Origin of the sequence: Acinetobacter sp. P1(2025) (assembly GCF_051390655.1) — a bacterium.
In the GTDB taxonomy this organism is placed as follows: domain Bacteria; phylum Pseudomonadota; class Gammaproteobacteria; order Pseudomonadales; family Moraxellaceae; genus Acinetobacter; species Acinetobacter junii.
In genome coordinates this window covers 14803-32490 of the sequence record NZ_JBPKBJ010000012.1, presented here as the reverse complement: position 1 = coordinate 32490, position 17688 = coordinate 14803, and the positions used below count along the sequence as shown (strand labels likewise).

Below are 17688 nucleotides of genomic sequence, written 5' to 3'. Positions count from 1 at the left end.
TGTCTCATAATTTTTCAGATTGTATTTAAGAAATAACATCTCTTGTAAGACAGCATTTGACGTTTAAACAACAACAGGGGCTTGTCACAACGCTTTCATCCACATAGCATACAAAGCATTGACGATAACAATGATTTTGGATGACTTGCTGAAATGACCAGCCTTGCACATCATGCAACCGAAAACCGTTCCGTAGCTGAATTCACAGAACAAGCTTATTTAAACTATGCCATGTACGTGATCATGGATCGCGCATTGCCACATATCAGTGATGGTTTAAAACCTGTACAGCGCCGTATCGTATATGCGATGAGTGAGTTAGGTTTAAAATCAACAGGTAAGCCAAAGAAATCTGCTCGTACAGTTGGTGATGTGCTGGGTAAATACCATCCTCATGGTGACTCAGCATGTTATGAAGCGATGGTGTTGATGGCTCAGCCATTTAGTTATCGTTACCCATTGATCGAAGGTCAAGGCAACTGGGGTTCACCAGACGATCCTAAATCCTTCGCTGCGATGCGATATACCGAAGCTAAGCTATCCGCTTATAGTGAACTATTGCTGAGTGAACTAGGACAGGGCACTAGCGAATGGCAAGATAACTTCGACGGTTCAATGAAAGAACCAATCACGTTACCTGCACGTATTCCCAATATTTTGCTGAATGGCACCACAGGAATTGCGGTGGGGATGGCGACTGACATTCCACCTCATAACTTACGTGAAGTGGTAAAAGGTACGATTGCACTGATTCGCAATCCTGAAACCACAGATGAAAAATTAGCAGAATACATTCCTGCACCAGATTTACCGACTAAAGCAGAAATTATTACCCCACCTGAAGAATTATTAAAAATTCAAACCACAGGTCGTGGTAGTTATCGCATGCGTGCGGTATATACCATTGATAAAAATGAAATCGTAATCACTGAACTACCGTATCAAGTTTCAGGATCAAAAGTGATTACTCAAATTGCTGATCAAATGATCGCTAAGAAATTGCCTCTGGTTAGTGATGTACGAGATGAATCGGATCATCAAAACCCAACACGTTTGGTGATTGTACTGCGCTCTAACCGTGTCGATGCAGAAACGGTAATGAGTCACTTATTTGCTACGACGGATTTGGAATCTAGCTATCGCGTCAATCTAAATATGATTGGCGCGGATGGTCGTCCGCAAGTTAAATCGATTCGCCGTATTTTGTTGGAATGGATTGAAATTCGTAAGCAAACGGTGACACGTCGTCTGCAATACCATTTAAATAAAATCGAAAAACGACTGCATATCTTGGCAGGTCTTTTAATTGCTTATCTCGATATTGATACTGTGATTCGAATTATTCGTGAGGAAGATCAACCCAAACCAGTGTTGATGCAGCACTTTGGGATTGATGACATTCAAGCGGAAGCCATTTTAGAGTTAAAGCTTCGTCACCTCGCCAAGCTTGAAGAAATGGAAATTCGTCGTGAGCAGGAAGAGTTAGAAGCGAAAGCTGCGATTATTCGTGAGCAATTGGCAAATCCAGAATCATTGAAGAATTTAATCATTAATGAATTAAAAGAAGATGCTAAAAAGTTCGGTGATGATCGTCGTTCACCTATCGTTACTCGTGCTGATGCTGTACAAATTAAAGAGCAGGACTTAATGCCTGCGGAAACGGTGACGGTTGTTTTATCAGAAGCAGGTTGGGTGAGAGCTGCCAAAGGCGGTGATGTCGATGCTGCGAACTTAAACTATCGTGCAGGTGATCAATATCTCAGCCATGCAGTTGGAAAGACCAATCAGCGGGTTTATTTCTTGGATGAAACAGGTCGAAGCTATGCTTTACCGATCAGTAGTTTGCCATCGGCACGTGGATTGGGTGAGCCTTTAAGTTCTAAACTTGCACCAGCCAGTGGTGTGTCATTTATTCAAGTCTTTATTGAAGATGATGCGAGTGAATTGCTTGCCGTGAGTTCAAATGGTTACGGCTTCAAAACACAAGCAGCTCAATTGGATACCAATGCTAAGGCAGGTAAATCCTTCTTGACTGTGGCGGATAAAGCGACGGCATTACCATTGTTGCCAATTCAGCAAGCGACACATGTTGCAATCTTAAGTTCTGCGGGTAGGTTACTTATCGTTGATTTGACTGAGTTACCTGTGCTGAATAAAGGTAAAGGTAACAAGTTGATACAACTTGATGAAAAAGAGCAAATTTTATCCATGACAACCTTGAATTTAGATGAAATAATCCAAGTCGCTGCAGGACAACAACATCTAAAACTGAAAGGGGATGATCTCCAAAAATATATAGGAAAAAGAGCAACAAAGGGGCAACTTTTACCACGGGGATATCAAAAAGCAAATAGACTCCTCATTCAGAGATAAGGCTAGTATTCTGCGACACAAATACGTTATATATGAAATATATTCATCTTGTGTGAATAGATTGACAAGGCAATTCAAAAAGTTAAAAAAAATGTTTTGCCATGGAAAGTAACGTTGTTACATTTTAAGGATTACACTCGGAGATAATGGCATTATGGAAAAGATTTGGTTTGCTGAATACCAAAAGACAGGAATTCCAGAAACAGTTGCACTGCCTGCTGAAAACACCTCACTTGTTGATATTTTTGAACGCAATTTCCAAAAATTTGGTTCACGTGATGCCTTTATCTTCATGGATAAAGTTTTAACGTATAATGAATTAGAAGTCGCTAGTCGTAAATTCGCAACATATTTACAAAGCTTGGGTTTGGCAAAAGGATCACGCGTTGCGGTGATGATGCCTAACGTATTCCAATACCCAGTGGTTGCTTTAGGTGTATTCCGTGCAGGCTTAGTACTGGTAAATGTGAATCCACTTTACACAGCACGCGAACTTGAGCATCAATTAAATGACTCAGGCGCGGAAGCTCTTGTGATCATTGAAAACTTTGCAAGTGTATACCAAAGCATTATTGGTAAAACGCCTGTGAAGCATGTTGTAGTAGCAACTGTTGGCGATATGTTGGGGACCTTAAAAGGTACGATCGTTAACTTCGTTTTACGTAAAGTGCGTAAGCAAATTCCTGCTTGGAACATTCCAGGTCATGTGAAGTTTAATACTGCATTAAACAAAGTAAGCCCAAGCAATTATAAGCGTCCAAGTTTAACCTTGAGTGACACTGCTGTACTTCAGTACACGGGTGGTACAACAGGTGTTTCAAAAGGTGCTGAATTAACTCATCGCAACCTTGTATCAAACTTATTGCAGTGTGACGGAATTTTCTCAAGTAAATTCGGTACGGGTGATGGTGCTAAAGATGACCGTATCGTATGTGCTTTACCGCTTTATCACATCTTTGCATTCATGGTGTGTGCGCTTTACGGTATGTACAAAGGTCAAGCAAATATCTTGATTCCTAACCCACGTGACTTACCAGCTGTTGTTGGTGAATTACGCAAATACAAACCTTCATTCTTCCCAGCAGTAAATACATTATTTAATGCTTTAGTGAACAATGAAGAGTTTAAACAACTTGACCATAGCAATCTTAAGATGGCAATGGGTGGTGGTATGGCTGTATTGCCTTCAACTGCTGCTGCTTGGAAGAAAGTAACAGGTACGATCATTATCGAAGGTTATGGTTTATCTGAAACTTCACCAGTTGCAACTGCTAACCCACCAGCAACAACAGAATTTAGTGGCACAATCGGTATTCCATTGCCATTAACTGAAGTTGTATTACTTGATGATGATGGTAACGAAGTAGCACAAGGCGAACAGGGTGAGATTTCAATCCGTGGTCCTCAAGTCATGAAAGGTTACTGGAACCGTCCTGACGAAACTGAAAAAGTCATGACTAAAGATGGTTTCTTCCGTACTGGTGACGTCGGTATCATGGATACACGTGGTTACTTCAAGATTGTAGACCGTAAGAAAGACATGATCTTGGTTTCTGGCTTTAACGTTTATCCAAGCGAAATCGAAGACGTGATTGCAAAACATCCTAAAGTATTGGAAGTTGCTGCGATTGGTGTGCCTGATGAAAAATCAGGTGAAGTGCCAAAACTCTTCATCGTGAAAAAAGATCAGTCATTAACAACTGAAGAAATCTTAGCTTATGCAAAACAAAACTTAACAGGTTACAAATGCCCTCGTTATGTTGAGTTTATGGATGACTTACCAAAATCAAACGTAGGTAAAATCTTACGTAAAGATTTACGTAAACCTGCTTAAGAATCCCATCTTTACGCTGCTATAACCGCAGCTCACCCATTGAAAAATGGTATGCAGGAAAAACGCCGCAATCGCGGCGTTTTTTATTTGAGTTTATTTAGCGTTATTCGACTTCATTAACCAGCGATCAATATACGGTCGACCGATGCCTACAATCCCGACAAATACAACCATTGTGGCAAGTTGAAAACGAAGACGAGTAGGATCAATCCCATTAAAACTAAAATAATTATCTGCTACAGCGTAAGCAACAATAATACTCAACCAATGCCAAAGCGTTAAACGCTTAATCCCAACAGCATAGAAGGCAATCGTCAGTATAACAAAGGTCCCTAGAGTCGATTGCCAGTTCAAGTTTGCACAAATGACACTGAGTAAAAATGCCATGATTGGCAGCACGACTTTCAATACACGATCTACGAGGACTTGATGTTGTCGTTGCTGTGCAAGTACTTCAAACATTTCTTTTTGATCTGGATGTTGCATAGTCTAACCCTAGAAAACTAAAAATGAGTTACAAGTGGACGGCATATAAACTTGAGAGATTTGTCGAATATACACAAATGAAAATTAAATAAATTTTAGGTTATGATAGCATGATCAAAAGAATTTCAAGTGACGGATGTGAGCATGCAAGGTATTGGCGGCATTATATTGATTATTATCGTCGCGTGTCTGTTGCCTTATGTTTTCACCTTGATTGCAAAATCGAAGGGTGGTTTTCAAGCAAAAGATAATCAGAATCCGCGTGAATTTCTCGCTAAAACGACAGGTTTGGCCGCACGTGCCAATGCTGTACAGCAAAATAGTTTTGAAAGTCTACCTTTGTTTATTGCGGCTATTTTAATGGCTGAATATATGGTGGTACCTGAGAAATTTATTATGACTTTAGGTTGGGCTTATATCGTTTGTCGCGTGATTTACGGTATTTGTTATCTAGCGAATTTAGCGACTTTACGTTCGATCATTTGGTTTTTTTCGCTACTTTGTCCGATTCTCCTTTTTGTGATTACTGTCAAAATGACTTAAGGTAAATAAAATAGAAAATTCTCTAGCTGATGGTTTTCTAGCATCATTTTCATTGTATTCACGTTATAATCTCTCGGATTTACATCTAAGTTCACCAATATAAACGAGTGTTGATATGAGTTATAGCAATATTCCTGCGGGTAAAGACGCACCAAACGACATTTATGTCATCATTGAAATTCCTGCAAATGCAGCACCTATCAAATACGAAATCGATAAAGATTCTGATGCGTTATTTGTAGATCGTTTTATGGGTACGGCAATGTTCTACCCTGCGAACTACGGTTATGTGCCAAATACATTATCTGAAGATGGTGACCCATTAGACGTTCTTGTTGTAACTCCACATCCTGTTGCTGCTGGTTCTGTGATTCGTTGCCGTCCAGTTGGTAAATTAAATATGGAAGATGATGGTGGTATTGATGCGAAACTCATCGCAGTTCCACATGAGAAGTTATCTCCTCTCTATAAAGATGTTAAAGAATATACAGATCTTCCTCCTTTATTGATTAGCCAAGTTGAGCATTTCTTTGCACATTACAAAGATTTAGAGCCTGGAAAATGGGTAAAAATTAGCGGTTGGGAAAGTGCTGATGTTGCTAAAGCTGAAGTGCTTAAAGCGATCGAAGCTGCTAAGAAGTAATTTTCTGAGTAGATTCAGCTAGATTTTATGATTTAAAGTCTAGCTGATAAAAAAACCTCCATTCAATTGAATGGAGGTTTTTTTATGACTTAAATAAAGCTGTGAATTAGAACAGTTTCACAGGAATATCAAGGAACAAACGCCATTCATTGGTTGAGCCAATGACATTGCTGACATATTGACCAGAAACATTATTATAGGTATCACTTGAACGTAAGTAAGAATAGCGAACACGTAGGCTTGCATCTTTCAATGCACCTGTTTGAACTGTATATTTGACTTGGTTAAAGAACTCATGTTCTTCGGCTTGGTCAATGATTTTTGAGCGATCTGTTATTTTAGCGATATCAATATCCCAACCATAAACAAATGCAGTTGTCCAGTTTAGACCAGGTAAACCGTGATTTTTAAAGTTGTAGTTATATTGTAGCCCGACAGATTTTTCATCATTACCATTAAAGTCACCTAAATAGGAATTAGGGACACAGATACTTTGTAAACCATCAGCATTATAGCCATAGTCATATCCAGTATTACCTGTGTTATCTTGATAAGAAAGCATGACATTATGTACATCTTTGCCATAGCCCACTGAAACAGCCCAAATCGAGTTTTTACGGTTTGCTAGATCATCTGTGGTATGTGAATCAGTGAGTGCATCTTTATCCCATTTTGTATGATAACCCATGGCATCAAGTGTTAAGGTACTCTTGTCTTTTAAGCTTTGGGTAAAGTTTACATTAGCATAATGACGTTCTAACTTATCTTGAACATCTAAGCCATAATACGATGAATTGAGTTGATCATTAAATTTATATTTAGCACCCCAAACTACTGCACGATCAAGCCCTTGACCTGTCACATCTTTATCGGTACTAATTTGGTTTGACATTTGGTTTTTTGTGAATTTACCTGCAACTACATTTAGATTTGGAATTTCATTACTTTGAATGAAAACACCTGTGTAATACTCAGGCACTAAACGGGCTTGATTACTTGCCATGACAGGAAGTGTTGACACCTGTGTACCATAAGTCACGGTTGTGTTGGAAATACGTGCTTTCACATTGGCACCACCACGAGCCCAATGATCATAAGCAAATCCACGATCATCTACAGGAATCATTTGATTACCCGTATTATTATTCGCACCAAGCTTGAAAGATGCATCACCTACTAGGCCAACACCAAAGCCAACAACACCCTTTGTAAAGCCTGATTGAAGATCAAAAATGGCAGTTTGCGCTGTTGAGCTTGTATCATTTGTTAAACCGTCTTTTTTATCACGATTTAAAAAGCCTGTGCGGAACAATACTGAACCATTTGCATCCTCAACAAAACCTTTAGCTTCGCTTTGTTCGCTTGCATATGTTGAGGAGATCAATGCGGCATTAATCAAAACCGCTAATGTTAGTTTCTTTGCCTTTGGCATAGGTGGCCTCATAATAAATAAGATCAATTTCGATCAAATAGAAATTTTGACCAATTGTATAAGTTATACATAAAAAATATAGATTTTTATTAAATTATTTTAATCATTTTTACACAAAATTAAGCTAACATTTTATGATTTAATTATCGTTTAAAATTAAATCATATTTAAATTAATATATTGATTTTTATTAATATATTGTTTTATTTTAATCGTAAAATATATTGATTATTTTTTAGCTTAATGCATTTAAAATACGTGATTTGTTTCTATTTTTTCTCTTTTATTTTAATGATTTATTTTTTCTTTGATCAAAAGCTATTCGACTGATTTGCAAAAAATTACATCCCGACGAATGACATTTTTTGCTGTACAAAAACGCACCATTATTTTCAGGCAGATTTAAGTTTTATCTGTGCACTTTTAGGGGGCGATTCAGGCTATATCAACATATTTAATTGTTATTTAAGGAGAACAGCACTTTTTATTAAATTGAATTGCATTATTTTTGTGCATTTTTTAGGCGCAACAATGGCAGTTCTTCTTAATAGTTCAGAAAAATGAACCTTATTAAAGAAAAAATAATATTTCAGCACAGCCAAATGGCGTCGATAGCACTCTTATTGAACAGAAGCTAGATTTAGCAAGCATTTCTAAAAGTTGGCACAGCAATTGCTAATTACAAAATGATGCAACTTAAAACATAAATCAGTCGAATATCCATCATGGGGGAGATCAATATGATGAAATTTGCATGTAAAGCGATCGCGTTGAGTATTTTTGCTGTGACTTCGACTTTTACTATGGCCGAAGAAACAAATACTTTATCTCAGTATGGCCTTAGCTTTTCTGGTAATGCTGCTTTAACTACAGACTACCGTTATCGTGGTATGACACAAACTCAAAGTGATCCAGCATTACAAGGTGGTTTTGCTTTATCTCATTCTTCTGGTTTGTATGCAGGGGTATGGGGTTCAAATGTAAATTTTGGTTCTGCTGATCCACATTTGGAGTTAGACCCATATGTAGGTTATGCAACTGAATTACCATTTGCTGGTAAGCCAAAATTAGATGTTGGTTTATGGTATTACGGTTATCCAAGTGCTTCAGATTTTAACTGGCTTGAGTTATACGCTAAATTAGGATTCAGCAGTGTTATTGCTTCTGGTGACAGTCTTTTAGCTGCTGTTAACTACACCAACGACTTCTTTGGTTTAGAAGAAGATGCGTGGTATTTAAACGCAACTTATACTGTTCCTTTCGCTGATACTGGTTTTGGTGGTGTAGCTAGCGTTGGTTATACTAAAGCTGATGATTACGACTTTAGTGACAACGGTAGTGAAGACGATAACTATGTCGATTGGAAAGTTGGTGTAACTTATAGCGTGAAATCAGTACCTGGTTTATCAGCTGAACTAGCTGCTGTAGGAACAAACATTGATGCAAATGCTCAACCATATAAACGTGGTGTTGAAACAGGTGCAGTATTTACATTAAACAAAACATTCTAATCATGTAATTGATTGATGCTTTGAAAGCCAGCAATTTGCTGGCTTTTTTATCTTTAGTCATTTTATTTTTAATCAATTTGATTGTTTGAAATTGAGTTAAGTATTACGTGCATCACTGCGCCAGAATGAACGCTTTTTGCTCCAGTTTGGTTAGGTATTCGATCATTAATTTTGCAACTTACTTATTCTAAAAAATAACCATCCTAATTTGCATCTAAATAGTTGTTTTATATTAATTTATTTAATTATACATTGTTATCAATAATGGCATGGCATTTGCAAAATATCTATTGATTCACTTTAAGACCTAAATCATTCAAATGTAAATAAAAAGGGGCAATCAATATGATGAAGTTTGCAGTTCAAGCTGTTGCTTTAGGGGTCGCTACATTCGCTTCGACACTCACTATGGCAGAAGAAAAAAAACTTCCATTTCCAGGTACGATCACAGGCAATATCAATGTTGTGTCTAGTTATAACTTGCGTGGTATGACCAACTCACCTGAAAGTGATACACCTGCGGTGCAAGGTGGACTTGATTATGCACATGATAGTGGTTTTTATTTGGGTTATTGGTTTTCAACATTGACAGCTGCATATGCAGATTTTAATACCTCACCGACTTATGTAAAAGAAGAGAAGAAGTCATTTGAAAATGATTTGTATGCAGGATACAAAGGAAAAATCACAAAAGATTTGGGCTATCAAATTGGTGGGACTGTTTATTATTACTATCCAGGCTGGGAATCAACGGGTTATGAAACAATTGTCGGACTGAGCTACAAAGACTTTAATATCACTGCTCAGACATTATTAAATAATGTGACTTTCGGTAATAAAGGTGATACCTATTTCTTGGCAACTTATGCACCTAAATTAGCTGGCGGATTCACAGGTAAAGCACAAGTTGCAGCTTATTATTATGGTGATGATGATGAGTACTTGGCTTATCAAGCAAAACCAGGTGATGTCACCAAAACAGATTTTGCATTCCGACACGCTACACTAGGTTTATCGCATCCTTTGGGTGAAACTGGCGCAACGTGGAGTCTAGATTACATTTTTGGCGGTTATACACGTGATGAAACTAAACAGAAAAACAAAGTTGTTTTAGCTTTAGGTTATGCGTTCTAACTGATTTGAGAAAAAAGCGACCATTAGGTCGCTTTTTAGCTATTGCTACCTCGATAAGACAAGGCTTCTGTTAAATGTGAGCTAGAAATCATCTCACTCTCAGCTAAGTCAGCAATCGTTCTTGCAACGCGAAGTACCCGATGATAAGCACGGGCCGAAAGATTTAACCTTTGTTGTGCTACTTCAATAATTTTTGCAGATCCCTCGTCTAAGCGAGCATGTTGATCCAAAAGTTGAGGTGAAAGCGCTTGGTTTAAGCATTGCTGTCTTTTGATTTGTTGTTGATATGCTTTTATCACTCGATGACGAACAGTTTCAGAGTTTTCTGAGGGTTTTTGGTCTTGTAGTTCTTGAGCTTGCAAGGGTGGAACATCGATATGCAGATCGATTCGATCCAAAAGTGGACCTGAAATTCGATTTTGATAACGCTGGATACTTTCAGGCGAACACTGACAACGACTATCTTGATTAAATGCATATCCACAAGGACATGGATTCATTGCAGCGATAAACTGAAAATTTGCAGGGAAGGTCATTTGTCTCGCCGCGCGAGAAATTACGATTTCTTTAGACTCTAAAGGTTGGCGCAGAACTTCAAGCACTTTGCGGTCGAATTCAGGTAATTCATCTAAAAACAAAACGCCGCGATGAGCAAGCGTAATTTCTCCAGGTTTTGGTTGAGAGCCTCTGTCATTTCCAAAGAACTATGCGACAATATGATTTAGGCTCAATGACTTAGACCCCATTTTACAAAGAACTATGCGACAAATTTTATAAAGAACTATGCAACGGAACCTAGAATGAACAATCAATCATGCGACACCGTTAACATCGTACCAGCTCGAAGAAAAATTGGTAATACACGCATTAGTGTATCTGGTTTATACCCTTTTAAAAAAGATTCCGCAGTGGCCTTTGAATCAACATTGGAACGCGATTTTCTCATTCGATTAGAGGTTGACCCTAATGTTCTTGCTGTTGAGTCTCAACCCTTTACCATTGAGTATTTTGATAATGGACAGAAACGAGTTTATACCCCTGACTTTCTCGTAACTTATAAGCATGATGATTTTCTTCCATTTATTGCACCTAAACTGGTTGAAGTAAAACCTATAGATGAATTGCAAGTTAATTTACATTTATGGAAAGCTAGATATCGTGCTGCCATGAGGGTATGCAAAGAAGAGGGTTGGAAATTTCATATTGCACATGAGGGTCGGATTCGGGATCAGTTATGGTCGAATGCCATGTTTTTACAAAAGTACCGAAAGATGGAATTTCCTCCTGCCGATTCAATGCACCTATTGGCTTATGTGAGAGATCGAGGAGCCGTAACTTTTGAGACTCTATTAGCCAGACATTTCCTTGGCAAATGGGACAGAGCAAATGGAATTAGTCAAATTTGGTATTTAGTTGCTCATGGTTATCTGGTTTGCGATTTAAATGCACCTTTACAGCCATCTACTGAACTTTGGGTAAGTGGGAGTTTGTCATGAATGATAGACGTGTGAATATCAAAATAGCTGCTGGGGAGCCTGTTCAGATAAAAGGGATTCCCCATACGATTATTGAAGTCATTGACCTGAAATCAGTTTTTGTTGAAAACAATAATACAGGTAGGAAAAATGTTGCGGCTATCAGTGAATTAAGGCCGTCAATAGCTGTGGAACAACATGAAGATCTAGAGCTCATCGCTGATAAAGACTGGATTGAGGCTGAAAGGCGTTTCAACATCATCCGTCCTTTCATTGAGGGAGGTGTGAGTGGTCGTAAGGAAGTAGAATTACGTGCTCAGGAACATGATATAAATCCAGCCACCATATATAGATGGTTAAAAATTTATAAAGCATATGGAACTATTGATGGATTGCGACCTAGAAAAGAGGGATTGCCACAAGGCAAGAAGATAATTAATAAACATGCTGAAGCAATCATTGAAAAAGCCATCAACGATTTATACCTAACTAATCAAAGAATAAGTGTTCAAAAAGTTGTACTTGAAGTGAAACGCTTATGTCATGAATACCATATCCTAGAGGTGCCTCATGCCAATACAGTAAGAAATCGTATTGCAGCGATTAGCCAGAGAGACTCTCTTCGTAAGAGGGGGTATAAGGAAAAGGCCGATAACAAATTTACACCTGCCGCAGGGAAATTCCCTCATGCTGATTATCCACTTGCCGTTGTACAGATTGACCATACACCCGTTGATCTTATTCTGGTTGATGATTTTAGCAGGTGCCCTATAGGACGACCTTTTCTTACATTGGCAATTGATGTGCGTACAAGGGTAGTTGTGGGATATTACTTATCATTAGATGCTCCCTCTGTTATGTCGATTGCAATGAGCGTTTCTCAAGCTGTACTGCCCAAAGAGAAATGGCTAGCTTCGCGCAAGATTCAAGCTGAATGGCCTGTCTGGGGAATTATGAACACCATTCATGTCGATAATGGACCTGAGTTTCACTCAGAAACTTTCAGAAATGCCTGTATGGCACATGATATTCGTCTGGAATACCGACCAGTTAAAAAACCACGTTTTGGTGGGCACATTGAACGTTTGATGGGAACATTTGCAACGGATATTCACGCAGTTCCAGGAACAACTTTTTCAAATATTTTTGAAAGAAAAGGCTATAACTCAGATACGGAAGCAGTTTTCACATTTTCCGAATTTGAGGACTGGCTAATTGATTTTATCTGTAATGTTTACCACAAAAGAAAACACTCTGCTTTAGGTACTTCTCCACTACATGCTTTTGAGTTGGGTATCTTTGGCGATAAAAACACGTTAGGTTCTGGAGCTGCCAGATTGCCTGCAAATGATCATAATTTCTTTCTTGATTTTCTACCAAGTTTTGAAAGGACGATTCAAACAACAGGTGTAACAATTGATGGCCTTGCTTATTATGCTGATGTATTAAGAGGTTGGATTAATGCTGTAGACCCCTATAATCAAAAGGAAAAACGTAAATTTATCTTTAGGCGTGATCCAAGAAATATTAGTGAGATATGGTTCTTTGATCCCGAAATCAAAAATTATTTTAAGGTACCTTTAGCGGATCAAAGTATTCCGCCATTTAGTATTTGGGAACACAAAAAGATTCAGGAACTAAAGAAGGAAACTGGCGAATATCTAAAAGATCATGAACTTGGACAGGCTCTAGCTAAACTTAGGGAACGTGTTCAGGAAGCAAGCACTAAAACTCGACGGGCTCGCAGATCACGTCAGCGCAGTACCCAACACCAAATGAGTGTTAACCCTGCATCAATTCAGGGCAAAAAACATCAACAAGAGAGTACGATTTTGGAGCAACAGCTTGAAAGCGTATATGGTTTATTGCCTCTCGATGAACTGGAAAATGATGAGGATATTTCATGAGTAACTATTCACATGTTTTTCAAGAGTTTCGCCCTATTGTGGAACAGTCTATTGAGGACAGGCTCTACTTCCTGGAAGAGGACCGATGGATTGGGTATCCAGCAGCCAATGACTTACTAGACCAATTGAAAGGATTCCTGACACTTCCGAAGCGGAGCCGTATGCCCAACTTACTGGTATTGAGTAAGCCAAATAATGGTAAGACCTCAATTATTAATCAGTTCTTTAAGCTGTATGGGGAGGGTCATATCAATGCAGAAAATAATGCAGTAAAACCTGTAATTATTGTGCAGGCACCTGTTTCACCTGATGAAAAAGCTTTGTATATGGCTATTCTTGATAAGTTCTGGGTTCCCTTTCGAGAAAGAGACCCCGTTGCGAAGCTACGTTACCAAGTGGTCCATTGCCTTAAACTTTACGAGGTAAAACTCCTCATTATCGACGAAATGAATTCTTTATTATGTGGCAGCCCGATTAAGCAAAGAACTGTAATGAATGCAATTAAGTATTTGTGTAATGAAACACAGATACCCATTGTCGGGTTTGGTACAGAAGAAGCGATTAGTGTCCTGCGTACTGATCCACAGCATGTAAGTCGTTTTCGTGTGGTTAATTTGCCCTTATGGAAACTAGATAAGGACTTTCAAGCCATGGTAAATAAGTTTGAAAAAGTTCTTCCACTCAAACAGGCTTCAAAACTAGCTGAGCCAGCAACAGTAAAATATCTACATGATATTACCGATGGAAATTTAGGTAATCTGCGAACGATTTTACGGGAAGCTGCAAAGAAAGCTATTGTTTCTGGTCAGGAGTTTATCGACCGTAGCTTACTAGAAAGTGTGAAATAAGCTATGTGGAGGGCTGGGTATGATAGGTACAACAGAAGTCCATTCATGGTTTATCCCCACGACTTTACAGAAAGATGAGGCATTGTCTTCATGGTTGATACGTGCTGCACTTGATAGTGGTTGTGACCCATTAAGTCTAACTGGGGTACTCTGGCCCAAATGGCGAATTTGGTCAGTAGATGTAGATCGAGGTTTAAGCTCAGAGCATTTACGAACCTTGGCCACTACAACAAAAATTGATGAAAGCCAATTTGATTCTGCTACGCTTCGCAATTTCTTAATTAAATATAACTTGGATAATGGAACCCTTGATTCATGGTATCTGGTATTAGGTACAAGAAACCGTAAGCATCGAGGTGGCTGGCAATATTGTCCTAAGTGTTTGTCTGAGGATGGTGTTGCCTATTTCCGTTTACACTGGCGCTTTGCCTGGCATACAGGCTGTATTAAACATAATCAGCGTTTATATGATCAATGTCCGCATTGTCATAATGCCATTCAACCTAGACGACTTGAAGCCCCTGATCAGGTTATGACTTGCTGTTCAATATGTAAAAAAAACCTATTGGAAGTTAATGAATGCTTTATGAATTGTCATGCCCTGGCATTCCAAAAAGTCTTTGGTCAATTCTTGGAACAAGGCTATGCAACCTATCAAGACAAGTTGATTTCACTAAATGATTGGTTAACGGTGATTAAGTTATTTTTACAATTTATTAGAAAAGTTCTAGCTGGCTCAATAAATGGAAAAGGATGGGCTTTTCTTGAACAGCTCAAAATTCAGATGCCCCATTCTGAGTTTATCTCGAATGGATTGGTTGTTAGTCAACTTCCAGTTATCGAGAGAGAGCGGCTATTTTCCTGTATTTATCAATTACTCATCATTCCCCTAGAAAAATTTATTGAAACAGCACAATCTTTAAATATGAACAGATCTTCATTTTGGGATAAGAGAAACCAGTTGCCAGCCATATTAAGACCTATTGAAGAACAGTTAGGCTCAGTTTATCGGAACTACCCTCCAAAGAGAGCATTGGTTGATACCCTAAAACCTAAAAGTAAGGAAGCTGTAATACGAAAGTTTTTGAGATTAAAAAGAAAATTAGGATAACGCTCGGAGGGAAACGCCATGCCTCAGTGTGATGAATGTGGTGATGCGGTTGAAAAGATACACCGATGCTATAAACAGCGTAACTATTGCCATAAATGCTATGTACGAGTTTTTAAAAAACGGGATTGCCCATCATGTGGTAAAAGCTCAAGATTGCACAAAACTGATCAATTGGCTGTTTGCCAAAAATGTGAAACTAATCGCCCGTGTATTCTATGTCAACGTATAGAATATCCATTAGGAAAAATAACGGCACAAGGACCTGTTTGTAATAGCTGTTCAGTTTATTTTAGAGAGTTTCAAGCTTGTGAGCGATGTGGCGTGGCATCACAACGTTTGTCTCGTATCAGCCGTTTTGAGGATAATTTAAGAGTTTGCCCAAAGTGTGCAACCCGTGATTACCAGACATGCCAAAGTTGTAGAAGATATAGGTCGGTTGAACAGGATGCTGTGTCAGGCAAAATGCTTTGTAAAAAATGTTTAAGCTGTCCACCACTTCAATGCTTAACCTGTCAGCAACAAATTCCTGCTGGATGTGGAAAATATTGTGAATCATGTTCATGGCGAAGAATATTGGGCAATAGGATTAAGGAACTAGTTAATACATTAGTGAATCCAAGTCTTAAAGGTTACTTTGAAGAATATATGAATTGGCTTGATCATGAGGTAGGACCACATAAGGCTGCATTGCTAATTCATAAACATATTCAGTTTTTTGAAAAGACCAATAATCTTTGGAGAGATCAGATCCCAGATTATGCGCCTTTATTACATCGACTAAGGACAAGTGGTTTACGCAAATATGAGCTGCCCATCCGGTGGTTGGTTGCAGTGCATTATCTGCATATAGATACACAATCTAAAGGTCACTGTTCTGAATTTGACCAACTGAGAAAACTGGCAAACTCATGTCCAGATTCATCACTTTCAGCCCAAATTCTTCAGAACTACTATCAGGTTTTAATAAATAAAATGGATTTAGGGAAAACAAGTATACGTTCTGCCCGTTTAGCCATGAAACCAGCATCTGCTTTAATGCTGTTGGTAAGTCAATCACGCTTAGATTTACCAACAATGTGGCACGTAAAATATTACTTATTTAAGTCCCCTGGACAAGCTTCCGCTATTGTTGGTTTTCTTAATTTTTTAAACAAGAATTATGATACGAACCTTGATACGTCATGGGTACTAGATGAAAAAATAACAGAGAAAAGTAATATGAAGAAACTGGAAAAACAACTGTTAGCCATTATGAAAGTCCCAGAGGAAAATTTTAATGCACTAGAGTGGATAAAGTTAGGATTGATGTATTTCCATAATTTGGATAAATCTATTTTTAATCATATGGATAGTATTAATTTTAGGGTGCTGGATGATGGCTTTGAAGTGAGGCTTGGTGATCAGCAATATTGGATACCAAATCCAAACTTATATTTTAATAATCTATGAAAAAATTTCTTAAATAGAAATTGAATTCATCTACATTGTTGATTTTATTGAAAATAAATATTTTTTATTTATATTCACTTATAATTTTGATTGAATATAGAAAATAGATCAAGCATATCATACTGAACATATATGCCAATACGATATATGTACTTGATTTAACTGTCTTAACGTTCAATAAATATAGCAGTTTCTTGGTATAATTAACGATAATTCACTCCATTATTTAAATCAAATACTTCACCACTTAAACAATTTGGTGCCTTATCAGCTAGCCACAAAGCTGTATTGGCAATCTCTTGTACTTGGCAAAACTTGTGATTTAAGGTTGCTTCCTTTAAACGTTTTTGTCTCTCAAATGGGATCTTTTTCATTATTTCTGTTTCAACGGGACCTGGCGCAATACTAAAAGTTTGAATATTATGCTGAGCATGACTTCGAGCCATACTACGCATCCCATTAATCAATCCTGCTTTTGAAATGCCATACCAAATATCAGGGTGTCCAATTTGCCCTGCAATTGAGGCAATACTTATAATACGGCCTGATTGCTGTATTTTAAAAATATTTTCTGCAACATCAATGCTCAATTGTATTGTGTGAATCAAATTCACATTCATGATGTTATGCATTTCATTCCATGTATATGAGCTTGCCGTAAGCGTATTCATATAACCTGCATTATTAATTAGAACATCAAATGAACCAATTTGATGAATTACTTGTTCAAGCTGATCATAATAAAGCATATCTGCTTGCCAATGGCGTAAATTAGGATGTGAATATTGTGGTGCATGACGAGAAATATTATGTACGATATATCCTTGATTCAAAAATAGTTTAGCAATTTCTTGACCAATTCCTTGACTTGCACCAGTAATAACTACTTGTTTCATAATTTACCTATTTATCTAATGGAAGACACATATAAATCTCTCTTTA

Annotated in this window: 14 protein-coding genes and 1 pseudogene; 11 read left to right on the top strand and 4 right to left on the bottom strand. The window is 37.9% G+C overall.

Annotated features, from left to right (window positions below; all coding sequences use genetic code 11):
- Positions 1 to 153: 153 nt before the first annotated feature.
- A complete protein-coding gene (parC, locus tag ACSC97_RS04940; protein WP_004917083.1) occupies positions 154 to 2373 on the top strand; it encodes a DNA topoisomerase IV subunit A in 2220 nt (739 codons plus the stop codon).
- 154 nt (positions 2374 to 2527) lie between these two features.
- The gene (locus ACSC97_RS04935; RefSeq protein ID WP_436659562.1) at positions 2528 to 4207 is read left to right on the top strand and encodes an AMP-binding protein; all 1680 of its coding nucleotides are present in this window, start codon (positions 2528 to 2530) and stop codon (positions 4205 to 4207) included.
- A 93-nt stretch (positions 4208 to 4300) separates the two neighbouring features.
- Here the strand turns inward: ACSC97_RS04935 and ACSC97_RS04930 are convergent, their stop codons facing one another.
- On the bottom strand, positions 4301 to 4693 hold the full coding sequence (locus tag ACSC97_RS04930; protein ID WP_004957261.1) for a hypothetical protein: 393 nt from the start codon (positions 4691 to 4693) through the stop codon (positions 4301 to 4303).
- Positions 4694 to 4837: 144 nt separating this feature from the next.
- Between ACSC97_RS04930 and ACSC97_RS04925 the strand changes: the two genes are divergently transcribed.
- Positions 4838 to 5236, top strand: coding sequence for an MAPEG family protein (locus ACSC97_RS04925; protein WP_004957262.1), 399 nt, complete (start codon positions 4838 to 4840; stop codon positions 5234 to 5236).
- 115 nt (positions 5237 to 5351) lie between these two features.
- Entirely contained in the window at positions 5352 to 5879 is a 528-nt protein-coding gene (gene ppa, locus ACSC97_RS04920; RefSeq protein ID WP_004957263.1) for an inorganic diphosphatase, read from the top strand.
- Positions 5880 to 5985: 106 nt separating this feature from the next.
- Here ppa and ACSC97_RS04915 read toward each other — a convergent pair whose 3' ends face one another.
- Complete coding sequence (locus tag ACSC97_RS04915; protein WP_125297267.1) at positions 5986 to 7311, bottom strand: OprD family outer membrane porin; 1326 nt, start codon at positions 7309 to 7311, stop codon at positions 5986 to 5988.
- Between the two features lie 740 nt (positions 7312 to 8051).
- Between ACSC97_RS04915 and ACSC97_RS04910 the strand changes: the two genes are divergently transcribed.
- On the top strand, positions 8052 to 8822 hold the full coding sequence (locus tag ACSC97_RS04910) for a TorF family putative porin (protein WP_005403516.1): 771 nt from the start codon (positions 8052 to 8054) through the stop codon (positions 8820 to 8822).
- A 345-nt stretch (positions 8823 to 9167) separates the two neighbouring features.
- Entirely contained in the window at positions 9168 to 9956 is a 789-nt protein-coding gene (locus ACSC97_RS04905) for a TorF family putative porin (RefSeq protein ID WP_075695871.1), read from the top strand.
- A 35-nt stretch (positions 9957 to 9991) separates the two neighbouring features.
- Here the strand turns inward: ACSC97_RS04905 and ACSC97_RS04900 are convergent.
- A pseudogene (locus ACSC97_RS04900) lies at positions 9992 to 10642 on the bottom strand (ATP-binding protein); the annotation flags it as partial.
- A gap of 114 nt (positions 10643 to 10756) precedes the next feature.
- On the opposite strand from ACSC97_RS04900, the gene ACSC97_RS04895 reads away from it, so the two are divergent.
- The 5 genes from ACSC97_RS04895 to ACSC97_RS04875 are packed head-to-tail and all read left to right on the top strand — an operon-like array spanning position 10757 to position 16746.
- A complete protein-coding gene (locus ACSC97_RS04895; RefSeq protein ID WP_004756440.1) occupies positions 10757 to 11452 on the top strand; it encodes a heteromeric transposase endonuclease subunit TnsA in 696 nt (231 codons plus the stop codon).
- Entirely contained in the window at positions 11449 to 13338 is a 1890-nt protein-coding gene (locus ACSC97_RS04890; protein ID WP_004756438.1) for a Mu transposase C-terminal domain-containing protein, read from the top strand. The genes ACSC97_RS04895 and ACSC97_RS04890 overlap by 4 nt, the downstream gene beginning before the upstream one ends.
- Positions 13335 to 14186, top strand: a complete 852-nt coding sequence (locus ACSC97_RS04885) for a TniB family NTP-binding protein (RefSeq protein WP_004756436.1) — start codon at positions 13335 to 13337, stop codon at positions 14184 to 14186. The genes ACSC97_RS04890 and ACSC97_RS04885 overlap by 4 nt, the downstream gene beginning before the upstream one ends.
- A 19-nt stretch (positions 14187 to 14205) precedes the next feature.
- The gene (locus ACSC97_RS04880) at positions 14206 to 15297 is read left to right on the top strand and encodes a TniQ family protein (RefSeq protein WP_004756433.1); all 1092 of its coding nucleotides are present in this window, start codon (positions 14206 to 14208) and stop codon (positions 15295 to 15297) included.
- Between the two features lie 18 nt (positions 15298 to 15315).
- Positions 15316 to 16746 carry a hypothetical protein gene (locus ACSC97_RS04875; RefSeq protein WP_004756430.1) on the top strand — a complete coding sequence of 477 codons (1431 nt, stop codon included), beginning with the start codon at positions 15316 to 15318 and terminating at the stop codon, positions 16744 to 16746.
- Between the two features lie 203 nt (positions 16747 to 16949).
- Here the strand turns inward: ACSC97_RS04875 and ACSC97_RS04870 are convergent, their stop codons facing one another.
- Positions 16950 to 17642 carry an SDR family oxidoreductase gene (locus tag ACSC97_RS04870; RefSeq protein ID WP_004756429.1) on the bottom strand — a complete coding sequence of 231 codons (693 nt, stop codon included), beginning with the start codon at positions 17640 to 17642 and terminating at the stop codon, positions 16950 to 16952.
- Positions 17643 to 17688: the final 46 nt, after the last annotated feature.

Bases quoted from the DNA above. Each gene is read 5' to 3' on its own strand.
- ACSC97_RS04925 (WP_004957262.1), top strand. From the start codon at position 4,838: ATGCAAGGTATTGGCGGCATTATATTGATTATTATCGTCGCGTGTCTG.
- ACSC97_RS04905 (WP_075695871.1), top strand. From the start codon at position 9,168: ATGATGAAGTTTGCAGTTCAAGCTGTTGCTTTAGGGGTCGCTACATTC.
- ACSC97_RS04935 (WP_436659562.1), top strand. From the start codon at position 2,528: ATGGAAAAGATTTGGTTTGCTGAATACCAAAAGACAGGAATTCCAGAA.
- ACSC97_RS04880 (WP_004756433.1), top strand. From the start codon at position 14,206: ATGATAGGTACAACAGAAGTCCATTCATGGTTTATCCCCACGACTTTA.
- ACSC97_RS04870 (WP_004756429.1), bottom strand. From the start codon at position 17,642: ATGAAACAAGTAGTTATTACTGGTGCAAGTCAAGGAATTGGTCAAGAA.
- ACSC97_RS04930 (WP_004957261.1), bottom strand. From the start codon at position 4,693: ATGCAACATCCAGATCAAAAAGAAATGTTTGAAGTACTTGCACAGCAA.
- ACSC97_RS04915 (WP_125297267.1), bottom strand. From the start codon at position 7,311: ATGCCAAAGGCAAAGAAACTAACATTAGCGGTTTTGATTAATGCCGCA.
- ACSC97_RS04875 (WP_004756430.1), top strand. From the start codon at position 15,316: ATGCCTCAGTGTGATGAATGTGGTGATGCGGTTGAAAAGATACACCGA.
- ACSC97_RS04895 (WP_004756440.1), top strand. From the start codon at position 10,757: ATGAACAATCAATCATGCGACACCGTTAACATCGTACCAGCTCGAAGA.
- parC (WP_004917083.1), top strand. From the start codon at position 154: ATGACCAGCCTTGCACATCATGCAACCGAAAACCGTTCCGTAGCTGAA.
- ACSC97_RS04910 (WP_005403516.1), top strand. From the start codon at position 8,052: ATGATGAAATTTGCATGTAAAGCGATCGCGTTGAGTATTTTTGCTGTG.
- ACSC97_RS04890 (WP_004756438.1), top strand. From the start codon at position 11,449: ATGAATGATAGACGTGTGAATATCAAAATAGCTGCTGGGGAGCCTGTT.
- ACSC97_RS04885 (WP_004756436.1), top strand. From the start codon at position 13,335: ATGAGTAACTATTCACATGTTTTTCAAGAGTTTCGCCCTATTGTGGAA.
- ppa (WP_004957263.1), top strand. From the start codon at position 5,352: ATGAGTTATAGCAATATTCCTGCGGGTAAAGACGCACCAAACGACATT.